At 75.2% G+C, this 16,119-nt stretch carries 14 protein-coding genes; 4 read left to right on the top strand and 10 right to left on the bottom strand.

Going from position 1 to position 16,119, the window contains the following annotated elements; translation table 11 throughout:
• Positions 1-89 precede the first annotated feature (89 nt).
• Entirely contained in the window at positions 90-5,870 is a 5,781-nt protein-coding gene (locus O7600_RS04855; protein WP_281592490.1) for a TIR domain-containing protein, read from the top strand.
• 76 nt (positions 5,871-5,946) lie between these two features.
• Here the strand turns inward: O7600_RS04855 and O7600_RS04850 are convergent, their stop codons facing one another.
• From O7600_RS04850 to O7600_RS04840, 3 genes are read right to left on the bottom strand one after another with little or no spacing between them, the layout of a single operon-like run.
• Positions 5,947-6,543, bottom strand: coding sequence for a GNAT family N-acetyltransferase (locus tag O7600_RS04850; protein ID WP_281592489.1), 597 nt, complete (start codon positions 6,541-6,543; stop codon positions 5,947-5,949).
• A gap of 5 nt (positions 6,544-6,548) precedes the next feature.
• On the bottom strand, positions 6,549-6,740 hold the full coding sequence (locus O7600_RS04845) for a DUF397 domain-containing protein (protein WP_281592488.1): 192 nt from the start codon (positions 6,738-6,740) through the stop codon (positions 6,549-6,551).
• Positions 6,731-7,498, bottom strand: a complete 768-nt coding sequence (locus O7600_RS04840; protein ID WP_281592487.1) for a Scr1 family TA system antitoxin-like transcriptional regulator — start codon at positions 7,496-7,498, stop codon at positions 6,731-6,733. The genes O7600_RS04845 and O7600_RS04840 overlap by 10 nt, the downstream gene beginning before the upstream one ends.
• 123 nt (positions 7,499-7,621) lie before the next feature.
• On the opposite strand from O7600_RS04840, the gene O7600_RS04835 reads away from it, so the two are divergent.
• Both O7600_RS04835 and O7600_RS04830 read left to right on the top strand, forming a co-directional pair.
• A complete protein-coding gene (locus tag O7600_RS04835) occupies positions 7,622-7,951 on the top strand; it encodes a hypothetical protein (RefSeq protein WP_253866398.1) in 330 nt (109 codons plus the stop codon).
• A gap of 74 nt (positions 7,952-8,025) precedes the next feature.
• Complete coding sequence (locus O7600_RS04830) at positions 8,026-8,205, top strand: hypothetical protein (protein WP_281592486.1); 180 nt, start codon at positions 8,026-8,028, stop codon at positions 8,203-8,205.
• 28 nt (positions 8,206-8,233) lie between these two features.
• On the opposite strand, the gene O7600_RS04825 is transcribed toward O7600_RS04830, so the two are convergent.
• From O7600_RS04825 to O7600_RS04795, 7 genes are all read right to left on the bottom strand, one after another.
• Positions 8,234-9,469 (bottom strand): family 16 glycosylhydrolase, encoded by a 1,236-nt coding sequence (locus O7600_RS04825; protein ID WP_281592485.1) that lies wholly within the window; start codon positions 9,467-9,469, stop codon positions 8,234-8,236.
• A 154-nt stretch (positions 9,470-9,623) separates the two neighbouring features.
• Positions 9,624-10,886 carry an MFS transporter gene (locus tag O7600_RS04820; protein ID WP_281592484.1) on the bottom strand — a complete coding sequence of 421 codons (1,263 nt, stop codon included), beginning with the start codon at positions 10,884-10,886 and terminating at the stop codon, positions 9,624-9,626.
• Positions 10,883-11,458, bottom strand: coding sequence for a winged helix-turn-helix domain-containing protein (locus O7600_RS04815; RefSeq protein WP_281592483.1), 576 nt, complete (start codon positions 11,456-11,458; stop codon positions 10,883-10,885). The genes O7600_RS04820 and O7600_RS04815 overlap by 4 nt, the downstream gene beginning before the upstream one ends.
• Before the next feature lie 60 nt (positions 11,459-11,518).
• Positions 11,519-11,956 carry a VOC family protein gene (locus O7600_RS04810; RefSeq protein WP_281592482.1) on the bottom strand — a complete coding sequence of 146 codons (438 nt, stop codon included), beginning with the start codon at positions 11,954-11,956 and terminating at the stop codon, positions 11,519-11,521.
• 113 nt (positions 11,957-12,069) lie between these two features.
• A complete protein-coding gene (gene smpB, locus O7600_RS04805) occupies positions 12,070-12,561 on the bottom strand; it encodes an SsrA-binding protein SmpB (protein ID WP_091574251.1) in 492 nt (163 codons plus the stop codon).
• Between the two features lie 61 nt (positions 12,562-12,622).
• Entirely contained in the window at positions 12,623-13,180 is a 558-nt protein-coding gene (locus tag O7600_RS04800; RefSeq protein ID WP_281592481.1) for a hypothetical protein, read from the bottom strand.
• A 50-nt stretch (positions 13,181-13,230) separates the two neighbouring features.
• Entirely contained in the window at positions 13,231-14,934 is a 1,704-nt protein-coding gene (locus tag O7600_RS04795) for a S8 family serine peptidase (RefSeq protein WP_281592480.1), read from the bottom strand.
• 203 nt (positions 14,935-15,137) lie between these two features.
• On the opposite strand from O7600_RS04795, the gene O7600_RS04790 reads away from it, so the two are divergent.
• On the top strand, positions 15,138-16,025 hold the full coding sequence (locus O7600_RS04790; RefSeq protein WP_281592479.1) for an NAD(P)-dependent oxidoreductase: 888 nt from the start codon (positions 15,138-15,140) through the stop codon (positions 16,023-16,025).
• The last annotated feature ends 94 nt before the right edge of the window (positions 16,026-16,119 follow it).

Genomic DNA, 16,119 nt, shown 5'->3' with positions numbered 1-16,119 from the left:
CCCGGCCGCGCCCGGTCCGACCCGACGCGATCACGACCCGGGCAGCCGAGGGTGTCGATCTGTTGACCGTCGGTGGCCATAATGACCACGTGGCTGTAGGCGCGCACCCGACCCGGTCCGACCGCCCCATCGACTTCTTCATCAGCTACTCGCCCGCCGACGAACGCTGGGCGACGTGGCTGGCCTGGGAGTTCGAGGCCGCCGGTTACCGCACCCTGCTCCAGGCGTGGGACTTCGTCGCCGGCACCAACTTCATCGACTTCATGGATCGCGGGGTCCGCGAGGCCGAGGTGGTGGTGGCGGTGCTGTCCGAACGCTACCTGCACTCGACGTACGGCAAGCTGGAGTGGCAGGCGGCGCTGCGCGCCGACCCGGACGGCACCGGCAACAAGCTGGTCACCGTGCGGGTGGAGGACTGCCCGATCGACGGCCTGCTCGCCACCATCACCTACGTCGACCTGGTCGGGGTGGACGACCCGGCGCAGGCGCGCGCCCGGGTGCTGGACCGGATCCGGGAGGCGCTCGACGGTCGGGCCAAGCCGATGCGGCAGCCGGCCTTCCCGCACCACCCCGACGACCCGCACGGCGTGCTCGCCGCCCCCGCCGGCGGCGCGCCCGCCCAGCGCCGCGCCCGGCGTACACCGATCAACCCGCCGCCGTTCCCGCCGGCCTCGGTCGCCCCGCCGACCGCCCGCGACACTGTCACCGTGCTCCAGGTCGCCGGCCCCCGCTTCGGCCGGGGGGTGATCTCCCCGGGTGACCCGGTCACCCCGGGGGAACGCCAGGAGCATCTGATGGGTGACCTGACGCTGCTGATGAACGACGGGGTGCCCCGGCCCGACCTGCTCGTGGTGGCCGGCAACCTGACCGAGTCCGGCAGCCCGCGGGAGTTCTCCGACGCGTTGAGCTTCCTCACCGGGCTGCGCGTGCTGCTCGGGCTGGAGCCGCACCGCCTCGTCGTGGTGCCCGGCCCACGGGACGTGACGATGGCCGCCTGCCGGGCCTACTTCGCCACCTGCGAGGCCGACGACGTCGACCCGCAGCCGCCGTACTGGCCCAAGTGGCGGCACTACGCGCGCCTCTTCGACGAGCTCTACCAGGGCCTCGACGACCGGATCTTCGACAGCGAACAGCCGTGGACGCTGTTCGGCGTGCCCGACCTGCGGGTGGTGGTGGCCGGGCTCAACTCCACCATCGCCATCACCCACCGCGAGGAGGACCGGTACGGCTTCCTCGGCGAGGCGCAGTCCAGCTGGTTCGCCCAGCGGCTGCGCCACTACCAGCAGTCGGGGTGGCTGCGGCTGGGCGCGATGGCGCACGCCCCGGGCCCGCGCAGCCCGTACGCCGACGAGGCCCCGCCGGACGGGGTGTCGCTGCGCGACCGGGGCTCGGTCAACCGGCTCGTCGGCCCGATGCTCAACCTGCTGCTCTCCGACGCCGCGCCGGCCGCCCGGGTCGACCCGGTGGTGCCCCTGGCCACCGCGCCCCGCGACGCCCGGGCGCAGGTGCTGCGGCTCGGCGCGGACGGGATGACCCGGTGGGTGCTCGGCCGCGACGATCGGCTGGAGGTCGGCGAGTCGACGGCGGTGAGCTGGCCGCGCGCCGACGCCACCTTCGGCGCGGCCGGGCCGGCCCAGGTGCCCGACCCGCGCCGGCCGGCCGCCGTGGAGGGGCCCACCCAGAGCGAGCCCGCCGCCCCGGTGGCGGCGCCGCGCTCGCCGGTGGACCGGCTGCTCGACCGCCTCGGTGAGGTCTGCGAGGCCCGCTACGACCGGGTGGTGGTGCGCCGGGTCGACGCCGACCCGCCACACCTGTACGTCAGCTACCGCTCCGACGGGGTGGTCCGGCAGCAGCGGGTCGGCGCGCACGTGGGCACCCCCGGGCCGGCCGACGTGGACCGGTTCGCCCGCCGGGTCCACGCCACCGACCCGGACCTCGGCTCCGAGCTGGTCTACGACGGCGACCGGGCGCCGCGCGGGCTGGCCGAGGAGGCGCAGCGGCGCGGCGTACGGCTGCTGCACCTGACCGAGTTCCAGGGTCTGCTCGACCTGCGCGACTACGTCGCCGCGCAGACCGCCCGGCTGCAGGCCGACCGGCTCTACCCGCCCGGGCAGTACGTGCCGCAGCGTTACCGCCACCTGGTCGGCGCCGACCAGCGGGTCCGCGACGACGTGGTGGACGAGCTGCTGGAGACCGTGTCCGCCCCGGACGGCCGGTTCGTGCTGGTGCTCGGCGACTTCGGGCGCGGGAAGACGTTCGCGTTGCGTGAGGTGGCCCGCCGGCTGCCCACCGCCGCGCCGGATCTGATCCCGATCCTGGTCGAGCTGCGCGCGCTGGACAAGGCGCACTCCGTCGACGGGCTGGTCGCCGCGCACCTGGCCAACCACGGCGAGCAGGTGATCGACCTCAAGGCGTTCCGCTACATGCTGCGGCAGGGCCGGATCGTGCTGCTCTTCGACGGGTTCGACGAGCTGGTGGCCCGGGTGACCTACGACCGGGCGGCCGACCACCTGGAGACGCTGCTCCAGGCGGCCGAGGGCAACGCGAAGATCGTGGTGAGCAGCCGTACCCAGCACTTCAAGACCAACTCGCAGGTGCTGACCGCGTTGGGCGAGCGGGTCGGCCTGCTGCCGCACCGCCGGGTGCTGGCCGTGGAGGACTTCACGCCCGGCCAGATCGAGGCGTTCCTGCGCAACCGCTACGGCGGCGACGAGCAGGCCGCCCGGGAGCGACTGAACCTGCTCGCCGGCGTGAAGGACCTGCTCGGCCTCTCCCGTAACCCTCGCATGCTCGGCTTCATCGCCAACCTCGACGAGGGCCGGCTGGCCGCCGTCGCGGGGGCCGGTGGCACGTTCAGCGCCGCCGCCCTCTACCGGGAGATCCTGGAGTCCTGGCTGGACTTCGAGGAACGGCGCACCCAGGGCATCCCGGGTGCGCCGGTGAACCTGCGCCGGCCCGAGCTGTGGCAGGCGGTGAGCCGGCTGGCGTTCCAGCTCTGGGAGAGCGGCGAGTCCTATCTGCGGCTGTCCGAGCTGACCGAGGCCACCTGCCAGCTCGCCGGGCGGGCCGAGTCCCGGCTGTCCGGGCCGCAGGCCGCGCACGCGGTCGGCGCCGGCAGCCTGCTGGTCCGCACCGACGACGGCCTGTTCGGGTTCATCCACACGTCGGTGATGGAGTGGCTGGTCGCCGAGGGCGTCGCCGAGCAGCTCAACCGGGGTGAGGAGCCGGCCGCGCTGGCGGTCCGGTCGTTGTCCGCGCTGGCCGTGGAGTTCCTCGGCGACCTCGCCGATCCGGCCCGGTGCACCGCGTGGACCGCCCGGGTGCTCGGCGACGAGACGGCCGGCGAAACGCTGCGTGCCAACGCGCTGCGGCTCAGCGCGCGGCTGCGCCTGCCCGACCGGGCCGACCTGCGCGGCGCGGTGCTGCGCGGCGAGGACCTGTCCCACCGGGAGCTGGCCGGGGCCGACCTGACCGGCGCCGACCTGACCGACACCCGGCTGGTCGCCACCAACCTGACCGAGGCGCGGCTGGAGCACGCCCGGCTGCGCGGCGCCCGCCTGGACCAGACCCGCCTCGCCGGGGCGGACCTGCGCGACGCGGAGCTGGCCGGCGCCCGCCTGTTCCGCGCCGACCTGCGCGGGGCCCGGATCGCCGGCAGCAGGTGGCACCGGACGGCGCTGATCGACGTCAGCGCGGACGCGACGCTGCTGCGGGCCCCGGAACTGCGGGGCGCCGTCGTCGCGCCGGGCCGTGCGGTGGCGCCGGGTCTGGCCCCGCCCGCGGTGGGCGTCGGGTACGGCTTCGAGGTGGGCCGGCTGCCGGTGCCGGTGGCGTACAGCCCGGACGGCGCGGTGCTCGCCGTGGGCAGCGACGACGGTGGTGTGCTGCTGTGCGACACGGCCACCGGGCTGCCGGTGCGCACGTTGCCGGGGCACCGGTCCCGGGTCTACGCGGTGCGCTACGACGCCGCCTCGCACCAGCTCGTCACCGGCGCGGCGGACCTCACCGTCCGGCTGTGGGACGCCGACCACGGCGACGTGCGGCACGTCATCGAGGACGTCTTCGCCGGCTGGGTGTGGCCGCTGCTCACCGACGGCCGCCGGGGCCGGCTGGTGGTCGGCGACGCGGCCGGCGTGGTCCGGCTCTTCGACACCCGTACCGCACGGATGCGCCACGAGTGGCCCGGGCACGCCGCGCCGATCTGGGGCACCTCGTTCAGCCCGGACGGCCGCCGGGTGGTGGTCGCCGACAGCGCCGGCGCGGTGCGCGGCTGGGACATCCACACCGGCAAGCTGGCGTTCGAGGTGCGCGAGCCGGAGGTGGTCTACCGGGTGGTGCACTCACCGGACGGCCGCCTGCTGGTCGCCGTGGGGCAGCACGGCCGGGTGTGGGTCCGGCGGGCCACCGACGGCGCGACGGTGCGCCAGCCGCGCGGCCACGAGGCCGACGTGTACGCCCTGGACGTCCACCCCGACGGCACGCTGATGGCCACCGGCGACACGCACGGCGCGCTGCGCCTGTGGGAGACCGAGACCGGCCGGCCGGTCCGGGTGCTCGGCCGGCAGCGCGGCGCGATCTACAGCGTCCGCTTCAACGGTGACGGCAGCCTGCTCGCCACCGCCGCCAGCGACGGCGCGATCCAGATCTGGGACACCGACGACGGTCAGGTGCGGCACGAGTTGACCCGGCACCGTGGCTCGGTCTGGCCGGTGGTCTGGCGGCCCGACCAGGCGCAGGTGGCGACCAGCAGCAACGACGGCACCACCCGGCTGTGGGACGTCCGCAGCGGGCAGCTCCAGCACACGTTGCGCGGGCACGGGCGGCGGGTCACCGCGCTGTCGTTCCGGGAGGACGGCGAGGTCCTGGCCGCCTGCGGCAACGACGGGGTGATCCGGCTCTGGGAGCCGCGGACCGGCCGGTTGCTGCGGCAGCTCGCCAGCCCGGCCGACCGCCTGCTGTCGGTGGTGTTCTGTCCGGAGGAGCCGCTGGTGGCGACGCCCAGCGGCGACGGCGGCGTGCACCTGTGGAACACCGACACCGGCGCGGACGAGCGGGAACTCAACGTCGACACCGACCACGTGTGGGCGGTCGCGTTCAGCCCCGACGGCGACGCCCTGGCCACCGCGAACGACGACGACACCGTCCGCCTCTGGTACCGCCGCACCGGCCGGCACTTCGCCACGCTCACCCCGCACCGGGGCCGCGTGCGCACCGTGGCGTTCAGCCCGGACGGCGAGACCATCGCCACCGGCTGCGACGACCAGACCGTACGCCTCTGGGACGCGGCCACCGCCACCTGCCGGATGACGCTGGAGCACCACACCGACCGGGTCTACTCGGTGGGCTTCAACAGCGAGGGCACGTTGCTGGCCAGCGCCGGCAACGACGGCACCGCGGTGGTGTGGGACGTGGCCACCGGGGAGGCGCGCACCGTGCTCACCGAGCACACCGGTCGGCTCTGGTCCTGCGCGTTCAGCCCGGACGGCAACCTGCTCGCCACCGCCGGCGACGACCTGGTGATCCGGCTGTGGGACCCGGGCACCGGGCGGCTGCACGGCACCCTCGCGGCGCACACCCGGCGGGTCTGGTCGGTGCACTTCAGTCCGGACAGCAGCCTCCTGGCCAGCGCCGGCGACGACGGCACGATCCGACTGTGGGACGTGGCCGACCCGGAGCACGCCCAGTTGCGGACCACGCTGATCGGCCTGCCGGACGGTTGGGCGGCGGTCAGCCCGGACGGCCGGTACAAGCTGGACGGCGACCCGGGCGGCCAGTTCTGGCACGTCATCGGCACCTGCCGGTTCGAGGTCGGCGAACTCGACCCCTACCTCACCCAGGTCCGCCGCCTGGCCGTCGACGCCCCCTTCTGACCTCCCGCGCCCGTCGGTGCGTTAATCAAGGAGTTTGTGTCCGGGATCGGCGTGGTTCTGGACGCGAACTCCTTGGTCACCGTCCGGCGGTGCCGACCCAGCGGACCTCGCCGTCGTGCCACACGTCGGTGGGGGCCAGGCCGCAGGCCGTGGCCACCGCCGCCGACGCGCGGTGGTCGGGGTGGATGTGGGCTACGAGGGTACGCACACCGCGCCGCCCCAGCCAGCCGGCCATCGCGCGGGCGGCCTCGGTGGCGATTCCGCGCCCCTGCCAGGGTGTGCCCACCACCCAGGCGATCTCCGCGACCGGCCCGGTCGCGGCCGGGTCCGCGTCGGTGAGGTGCCGGTGTCCGACCGCCCGCGCGCCGCCCGTCGCGCCGTCCGGCGCCGACCCGGGGGGCTCGGTGACGGTGGCCTGCACGGTGCCGGCGAGGTGGCCTGAGTCGCGTACCTGGATCACCCAGTTGCACCACGACTCGGCCGGGTCGGGCGAGCCGGCGACCAACCGCTCGTAGCGGGCCCGCAGCGCCGTCGCCGCGGCGGGCGCGCCGCCGATGAAGGTGTGCAGTGCCGGGTCGGCGAGCACGCCGGCCATCTTTTCGGCGTGGTCGGCGCGCAACGGCAGCAGGAGCAGGCGCGCGGTGTGGATCGTCCCGGGGGCGAACCCGCTCATCGGCGTCAGCGCCGGTGCGCGAGGTGGGCGACGAACGCCCGCCAGGCCGGCGGCGCGAAGACGAGGACCGGCCCGCCCGGATCCTTCGAGTCGCGCACGCCGACCACCCCGGCCACGCCGTCGGCCACCTCGACGCAGTCGCCGCCGTTGTTTCCGCTCTTCGTGCTCGTGCGCCACCGCGCACCGGTCAGGTCCATGAACGTGCCGCTTCCCTTATGACGTCGAGGGAGTGTGCTCTGGACAGAGCCTCGCCGCGCAGCCGCTCCCAGCGCCGCTCCAGGGTAGCAACGTCCTCGGCCTTGTCGATGATGTGCGCCTGGGCCTGACTGTCCACGTGCGCGACACGTCCGCCGTCGGGCAGCTCCGCCAGGGTGAAGGGTCCGCCGAGCCCCGGATACATGCCGGCCGACAGCGGCACGACGTAGACCTGGACCGCGGGCGGTGTGGCGCACTCGGCCAGGTGAGCGAGCTGCTCGGCCATCATCGCCCGATCGTCGCCGGCGGTGCGCCGGAGAACGGACTCGTCGATGACGGCGATCAGGAGCGGAGGGCGGTCACGGCGCAGGATCGCGTGCCGGGCGATGCGCGCGGCGGTCAGCCCGGCGATCTCGGCTTCGGACAGCGCCTCTCCCGCGAGGGTCGCCCGCGCGTAGGCCTCGGTCTGCAACAGACCGGGAATCCAGGCGAGCTGGAAGCTTCGCAGCGACATCGCTTCTCGTTCGATGTCGGCCCAGGGGCGGAACCAGGCCGGTTCCTTGCGCTTGAGCGCGTCCGGCCACAGCTCCGCCGCGTCCCGGCCGAGCAGTTCGGCGACCTGGGCCCGGTGCCTGGTCTGCGGGATGCGGCCCTGGCTGGCCCACCGGGCCGCGGTCTTCGGGTCGACGCCGACCCGCTCGGCGAGGCTCTCGGCGGTGTGGCCCGCCTCGGCCATCGCGGCCGCCACGGCGCGGTTCATCCTGACGTCCTCCTCGAACATCCCGGGCATCCCGCAGCCATCCTGCAACGCAGTGTGATTGTCCCGCAACGCTCGGCAGGGTTCTGGTCGACGGCATGTCGCCGCGACGAGAGGGGACGGTCGATGCCGGAGGAGCGGGCCCGCGTGGTGGGGCCGGACGTACCCGAGGGGGAGCGGGACGGATCGCCGGGCCGGCACCGGGCGACCGGCCCGGCCTGGGTGTGCGACGCCTGCGGCGCGGACTGGCCGTGTCCGGCGTGGACGGCGACGCCCACGGACGCGGCGCGGCGGGCGGAGCTGCTGCCGGAGTTCGTCCGGCTGGCCCGGCGGGCGATCCGTGACCTGCGCGGCCGTCCCGGTGGGCCGCAACCGCCGCAGATCGTGCGACGGTTCCTGTGGTTCCTGCCGTTGACCGACGAGGAGGCGCGCGCGGTCGCGCTGAGGCTGCGGTGAGCCGGGGCCGCCGGGAGCACGTCCCGTCGCGGCCGACGTGGCGGTGTCGGGCGTGCGGGATCGCCTGGCCGTGCTTGTCGGCGAAGCTGCGGCTGCTCGCGGCCTACCGGGAGGCCCGTCCCGCGCTGTTGGTCCACCTGGCCACGCTGTACGCGCAGGCCGAGGCGGATCTGCCCGCCCCGGCGCGGGGCGGGCAGGCGGTCGACCGCTACCGGCGTTTCGTCGGTTGGGTGGGACGCCGGGGCGGGCGGTGAGCGCCGCGCGTCCCGGCCCGGGAACCGGTCAGCGCCGCCACTTCTGGTTGGCGGTGCCGCCGCACTCCCAGATCTGCAGCCGGGTGCCGTCGGCCGAGCTGGGGCCGGTGGCGTCCAGGCACTTGTTGGCCTGCGGGTTGACGATGTCGCCGGCGGAGCTGAACACCCACTTCTGTGCTCCGGTGCCGTTGCAGTCCCACAGTTGCACCTTGGCGCCGTTGGCGGTCGACCCGGAGGCGACGTCGAGGCACTTGCCGAGCGCGCGCACCGAGCCGTCGGCGTTCCAGGTCCAGCGCTGGGCGGCGGTGCCGTTGCAGGTCCACAGTTGCACGGCGGTGCCGTTGGCGGTGTTGGCGCCGGCCACGTCGACGCACTTGTCGCCGTATCCGACGATCTGGCCGCCGGTGCCTCCGCCGCCGTTGTCCCAGGCCTGCACCCGGACGTAGTCGATCGTCATGGTCTGCGGGAACGTGGTGGAGCCGTCCGGCGAGCCGGGCCAGTTGCCGCCGACCGCCACATTCATGATCATGAAGAACGGGTGGTCGAAGACCCAGCGGTTGCCGCCCGCGTCGGCCGGGGTCTTGCGGGAGTACGCGACGCCGTCGAGATACCAGGTGATCGAGTCGGGCGCCCAGTCCACGGCGAACGTGTGGAACGCGTCGGCGAGGGCCTGGCCGCCGGGCAGCGAGGTGGACGCGCCGATGCCGTTGCCGCCGGAGTAGCCGGGGCCGTGCAGCGTGCCCCACACGGTGGACGGCGCGTAGCCGACGTTCTCCATGATGTCGATCTCGCCGCTGTTGGGCCACGGGTTGGTGCCGATGTCGTTGCCGAGCATCCAGAACGCCGGCCACAGGCCCTGCCCGCGCGGGACCTTGATGCGGGCCTCGAACCGCCCGTACGCCTGGGCGAACGTGCCGTTGGTGAGCAGGCGGGCCGAGGTGTACTGGCAGCTGCCGTACCAGCAGTTGTAGCCGGCCGGGTTCTCCTTGCGAGCGGTGATGACCAGGTTGCCGTTGCCGTCGAGCGCGGCGTTGCGGGTGCTGGTGGTGTAGTACTGCAACTCGTTGTTGCCCCACCCGCTCCCGCCGACGTCGTAGCGCCACTTGCTCGCGTCGGGTGCGGCGCCGGCCGGGCCGTTGAAGTCGTCGGACCAGGTGACCGCGCCGGGGGCGGCCACCGCGGGGGTGCTCGGAACGGTGGTGAGGGCGGCGGTGAGGCCGACCGCCGCCATCGCCAGTGCGGCGACGGTACGGATGCTGCGCACGGGGTGCCTCCTGCGGTGGTGGGGGTGGGTCGTTCCCGTGCCGGCGGCCGGGCCCGCCGAACGGTAAACAAACCATAAAGATAGGCTTCGATGAAGGTATGAACGAAGCCGTCCCCTGTCAAGAGAGCGCTCCCCGTCGATGGGCACCTCGCGGTCAGGCGGTGGCGGCCGGCTCCGGCTGCCGGGCCGGCGCGGCCGGCGGGCGGCGCATCCCCCGCCACGGCCCGCCGAGCAGCGGCGTGAGCACCACCAGCAGGTAACAGGCGCCGATGGTGACGAGCGTGGCCGCGGGGCCGAACCGGTCGGCGGCCAGGCCCGCGCCGAACGCGCCGACCGGCATGGCCGCCCACGCGCCGGCGCCGATCACCCCGAACACCCGCGCCCGCATGGCCGCCGGCACCCGCTCCACCTCCACCGCGCCCATGAGCGGATTGAGCGCGCCGGCGGCCAGCCCGGCCATCGCCACCACCGCGACCACCACCGGCAGCGGTGGCGCGGCGGCGAGCGCCCACATCGGCGGCGCGCCACACAGCGCGTACGCGGTGACGAACGTGGCCCGGCGGGGCAGCCGGTGGCCGATCGCGCTGAACACCAGCGAGCCGACCAGCGCGCCCCCGCCCATGGTGCCCACCAGCAGGCCGAACGCGGCCGGCCCGCCGAGTTCCCGGTCGGCGACCACCGGCAGCAGCACCTGGCTCTTGGCCGCGTCGAAGAGGTTGGTCACCAGCACCAGCAGGACCATGGCCCGCAGCAGCGGCTCGCGGACCAGGAACCGCAGACCGGCCGCGAACTCCGGCCAGTAGCCGCGTCGGTCGGGCTCCGGCTCCTCGGCGGCCGGGCGCAGGCCGCGCGGTACCAGCAGCGCCACGACCAGCGCTGACACGGCGAACGTCACCGCGTCGATGGCCAGCACCGGCACCGCGCCCAGCACGCCGACCAGCAGGCCGGCGACCGGCGCGCCGATCATGCGGGCGCCACGCGAGGTCGCCTCCTCCCAGCCGATCGCCCGCTCGATCGGCACCCCGGCCGCGGCCGCCGCCTCGGGCATCAGCGCGGTGCGGGCGGTCTGGCCCGGGGTGTCCAGCAGCCCGCTGACGAAGACCAGCGCCAGCAACGCCGGGAACGGCAGGCCGACGGTGGCGTGCAGCAGGGGTACGGCGGCGATCGTCACGCCGGAGACCACGTCGGCGAGCACGCTGGACCGGCGGTAGCCGATCCGGTCGACGAGCACGCCGCCGAACGCGCCGCCGAGCACCACCGGCGCGGTGGCGAACGCGCCGGCGAGCCCGGTCGCCGCCGGCGAGCCGGTCTCGGCCAGCACGTAGAGCGGCAGCGCGATCAACGTCAGCACGTTGCCGGTCAACGAGACGGCGTGCCCGATCAGCAGCCCGGCCAGCGGCCGGCGGTCGCGCGTCACCGCGGGCCCCGGTAGGCCTGCCAGATCAGCGTGACCGTCTCCGCGCCGGGCCGCCCGGGCGCGCCGCGCGCCCGCCACCGGGCGCCCAGCTCCGACAGCTCCCGGCGCAGCTCCACCAGCTCGTCCGGGGTCAGGTGCAGCGTCGTGTCGCTGCTGGTGGTGCCGCGCACCCAGGCCCGGTCGAGGTCGGCCTCGGAGTCCAGGTACGCCAGGTAGCGGTCCACGTAGCGCTGCATGGCGGCCCGGCGCAACAGGTCGGAGGCGAGCCGGCGCTCCGCGTCGTCGAGCAGGTCGACCGGTTCCCACTCGGTGCGGTCGTGCGCCGCCCGCCACCACCGCTCGCGGCGGTCGCGGGCCAGGTCGGGGGCCTCCGTCACGAAGCCGTGCTCGGCCAGCTTGCCCAGGTGGTAGCTGACCGAGCCGACCGCCTCGCCGGTGTGTTCGCTCAGCAGGCCGACGGTCTGCGGACCGCGCCGGCGCAGCTCGCCGAGCAGACGCAGCCGGGTGGGGTGGGCCAGCGCCCGCATGGCCCGCGCGTCGGTCAGGTGCACGGTGCTCGGATCGTCCGCCATGCCGTCACGCTAGACCAACAAGAAGTGATGTACAAGGAGTGTTGTATGTTGTCGCCTCGATCAGTCGAGGCAGAACTCGTTGCCCTCCGGGTCGGTCATGACGATGTGGCCGGCGGCCAGCGGGGGAGCGGGCTCGTGCCGGTCCCCGCGGGTCGCGCCGAGCGCGACCAGCCGCTCGGCCGCCGCCTCCAGCGCCGCCATCCGGGCCTCCCCGGTCAGGCCCGGCGCGGCCCGCACGTCCAGGTGCACCCGGTTCTTGGCCCGCTTCGGCTCCGGCACCCGCTGGAAGAACAGCCGCGGACCGGTGCCCTCGGGGTCGACCACCGCCGACGCGTCGTTGTGCCGCTCCGGCGGCACGCCCATCGCGGTCAGCGCCTGCTCCCACGAGTCGAAGCCCTCGGGCGGGCCCTGGACCCGGTAGCCGAGGGCCTCGGCCCAGAACGCCGCCAGCTTCGCCGGGTCGGCGCAGTCGAAGGTGATTTGCACGTCGCGGGCCATCTCAGCTCGCCTTCCGTCCGGTCCGCCGGCGGGGCGGCGGCGCGTGTGATCAGTCGCCGTCCAGCTTGCCGGAGCCAGCGGACAGGAACTGTCCGCAACACCTGGCGGATCGGTCAGGCGCGGCGGCCGACCGTACGGCCCTTGAGGCGGCGGCCCATCTCCCGGGCGATCTCCCGGTTGGCGTCGCGCTCGGCGAGCGCCTGGCGCTTGTCGTACGAGCGGCGGCCCCGGGCCAGCCCCAGCTCGACCTTGGCCCAGCCGTCCGCGAAGTACATCGACAGCGGCACCAGCGTGATCCCGCCGTCGCGCAGCCGCTCCAGGATCCGGGCGATCTCCACCCGGTGCAGCAGCAGCTTGCGGGTGCGTCGGGGCGCGTGGTTGGTCCAGGTGCCGAAACCGTACTCGGCGATGTGCAGGCCGTGCAGCATGATCTCGCCGTCGTGCTCCTGGGCGAACGCGTCGACCAGCGACACCCGACCCTCGCGCAACGACTTCACCTCGGTGCCGGCCAGTACGATGCCCGCCTCGTAGGTCTTGAGCACGTCGTAGTCGTGCCGCGCCTTCTTGTTCGAGGCGATCAGCTTGCGCCCGTTCTCCCTGGCCACGCCGGCAGGATACCCGCCGGCGCCGGCACGGAGCCGACGCCGGCGGGCGTGGTGGGGAAGATCAGAGGCGGCACTGCCAGGAGTACGGGTCGTCGAAGCGGACGAAGCGCTCCACGGTCGCGTACCCGAGGGTGGTCTCCCGGCAGGCGGCCAGCACGTCGATGTCGGAGTAGGTCACCCCGGCCCGGCTGTAGCGCACGCAGCGCCAGTCGTAGACCGTGCCGCCGCGCAGCTCCGCGGTGGAGTTGCCGGTGACCTGGCACCAGCGGGTCAGGTCCGGCGTCACCACGTCGGCGCGAACCCGCCAGCAGCGCACCGAGGTCGGATCGTAGAAGTCGCCGATCCGGTCCGTCGCCGCGTCGGTCCGGTACGTCCACCGGCACGCCGCCTCGAAGGTCAGGTCGCCGAGGCGGCCGTCGCCGGCCCGGCAGTGCCAGTCGTACGCGGTCTGACCGGTCAGCACCGCGTCGGCCGCGCCGAGCGACCGGCAGTACGCGCCGAGGTCGAGGCCGCCCAGCTCCTGCGGCTGCGGCGGGGAGGCGTGCGCCGCGGCGGGCCTGCCGAGCGCGGCGGCGAGCAGGGCCAGCGTGGTGAGCAGTGCGCGCACTGTGCGTCGCATGGTCGTCCTTCCGGTCACGGGGTGAGGCGGTGGTGGTGGCGGTGCGGGGGTCAGCGGTCGCAGGGCGGGACGCCCCGGAACCCGGTGGTGAGGTCGGCGACGACCTGGACGGTGCCGGGCGCTCCGGCGGTGATCGTCCGGTCGGCGACGTCGGCGCAGCCGGCGTCGCTGTCGGTCCAGGTCTGCTCCACGTGCGCCCAGTCGCCGAGCGTGTACTTGTAGGCCAGCTCGGTCCCGGCCGGCACGGTGAGCACCGTGCGGTACGGGCCGGTCCGGTCGACCGGGCGCAGCGGCACGCCGGACGGATCCCAGTCCGGCAGGCCGGTGCCGAGCCGGCTCAGCGTGCCGGCCAGGCGTACCCCGGCGTTCTCGACCGTCGGCTCGCCGGGGCGCAGCCCGGCCCGCACCAGCAGGCGGGTGGTCGCGCCGGGTCGGCCGGTGGCGGCGCGCAGCGCCAGGTCGACGTCGAGCACCCCGGCGCCGCAGCGGCACTCGTCGGGTCGGGCGCTGGGCCGGGCGGTCGCGGCGAGCAGCGCCGCCGCCTCGGCGGGACGCAGGTCGGGGCGGCGGTCGAGCAGCAGCGCCACGGCGGCGCTGACGTGCGGCGCGGCCATGCTCGTGCCGGCGTACGCCGCCCAGCCGTCGCCCTCGGGCACGGTGCGGCCGGTGTCGACGGTGGACCGCACGCCGTGCTCCCGGTCGCCGCCGGGGGCGGCCAGCTCGACCGCCGTACCCCGGTTGGAGTAGCCGGCCCGTTCGCCGTCGACGGTGCTGGCCGCGACCGTGAGCACCCCGGCGCAGCTCGCCGGCGTCTGCTGGGCGGCGTCTCCGCCGGCGTTGCCGGCGGACACCACCACTGTCGCGCCCCGCGCCACGGCGTCGTCGATCGCGGCCTGCGTGGCCGGGTCGCACGGGCCGGGCGCACCGAGGCTGAGATTGAGCACCCGGGCCGGGGTGGGGTTGTCCGGCACCCCCGGCACGCGTCCGCCGGCGGCCCAGACGATCGCGTCGACCAGGTCGGCGGTGGTGCCGCCGCACCGGCCCAGGACGCGCACCGGCTGGACCCGCGCACCGGGCGCGAGCCCGGCCACCCCACCCTCGTCGCGCGCCACGACGGTGCCCGCGACGTGGGTGCCGTGCCAGCTGCTGGGGCGGAACTCCGGGCCGCAGTCGCCCGGCTCGGCCCAGTCGCCCTGGTCGGTGGCGTCCGGGTCGCGTCCGTCGCCGTCGCGGGCGTCGTCCGGCGCGCTGACGAAGTCGTAGCCGGGGAGCAGCCGCCCGGCCAGGTCGTGGTGCCGGGTGACGCCGGTGTCGAGCACCGCGACCGTCACGCCGGCGCCGTCCGCGCCGGTGGCCCAGGCCGCGTCCGCGTACACGCCGCCGACCGGGTCGTGCAGGTCCCACGCGACGGGCGGGACCGGGTCGGTGTCGGCGCGCAGTCGGGTCTCCGGGCCGGCCCAGGCCACGTCGGCGCGGGCGCGCAGCCGCTGGAGCAGCGCCGCCCCGCGGGCGGGCAGGGCATGGTCGGCGCGCACCAGCAGGTCACCGGTGGCGAGCGTGCGCCGGACGGTCAGCCGGACGCCGTCGGCCTGCCCCACCGCGGCGAGGTCGTCGGTGAGCGCGGCCGGCCCGGCGGCCGGTCGCACCAGGAACGCGGGCGCAGGGGTCGGCGGGGGCCCGGCGACCGCCGGGGCGGGCGCGGGGACGGCGGCGAGGACGACCACCGCGAGCGGGAGGGCGAGGCGACGAAGCACGTCATCACGCTAGGAGTGCTTGGAAGTCCTTTCAAGACTTGCAAGCGGACAGTCTTGATAAGAAAGGATTTCCAGAAACGTGCGAAAGTGAACGGTGGCCCGGTGAGCTGCGGACCAACCCGTCGGTCCGATCCGGAGTGTGGGATGCCGCCGCCCGGTCCCGGACCTAGGCTGGCCCGGACGGGCGACGACGGGAGCGGTGGATGACGCGGGTGGCGGTGCTCGGCCTCGGCGGCATGGGGACGCCGATGGCGGCGAACCTGCTCGGCGCCGGCCTGGACACGGTGGTGTGGAACCGGCACCCGGAGCCGGCCCGCGCGCTCGCGGGCCGGGGCGCCGAGGTGGCCGCCGACCCGGCCGACGCGGTCCGGCGGGCGGACGTGGCGGTGACCATGGTGACCGACGCCGCCGCGGTCCGCGCGATCGCCGTCGACCAGGGCATGCTCGCCGCGCTGCCGGCCGGGGCGGTCTGGGCGCAGATGAGCACCATCGGGGTCACCGAGACCGGACGGCTGGCCGAGCTGGTCGCCGCCGAGCGCCCCGACGTCACGCTGGTCGACGCGCCGGTGGCCGGCAGCCGGGGCCCGGCCGAGCAGGGCAGGCTCGTGGTGCTCGCCTCCGGCCCGGACCAGGCTCGCGAGCGGGTCGCGCCGGTCTTCGACGCGGTCGGGCAGCGGACGCTGTGGCTCGGGCCGACCGGCGCCGGCTCGCGGCTCAAACTCGTCAACAACCTGCTGCTCGCGTTCGTCAACGAGGGCGTCGCCGCGGCGGTAGCCCTCGGCGACACGCTCGGCCTCGACCGCGACACCGTGCGGGAGGCGCTGGGCGGCAGCCCGCTGGTGTCGCCGTGGGCGGCCGAGAAGCTGGGCCGGATCGTCCGCGACGAGCACGACGCGCAGTACGCGCTCGCGCTGGCGCTCAAGGACGTCGAGCTGGCGCTGCGGGAGGCGCCGCCGGGCAGCTTCCCGGCCGGCGAGGCGCTGGCGGCCGAGTGGCGGCACGCGGTGGACCGGGGCCTCGGCGGCGATGACCTGACCGTGGTGACCCGGGTGCTCGGATCCGGTGCGACCGACCGGCCCGGACGGCCTTAACCTCGGCGAGAGCTTCTCTTAGCCCGGTCCTGGGACGCGGGCTCCTACGGTGGCCCGGTCGCATCCACAAGGGATACGGGGCCCTCAGGAGGAG

Source organism: Micromonospora sp. WMMA1998, assembly GCF_027497375.1.
In the GTDB taxonomy this organism is placed as follows: Bacteria; Actinomycetota; Actinomycetes; order Mycobacteriales; family Micromonosporaceae; genus Micromonospora; species Micromonospora sediminicola.
This window is presented reverse-complemented; position numbering and strand designations above follow the sequence as displayed.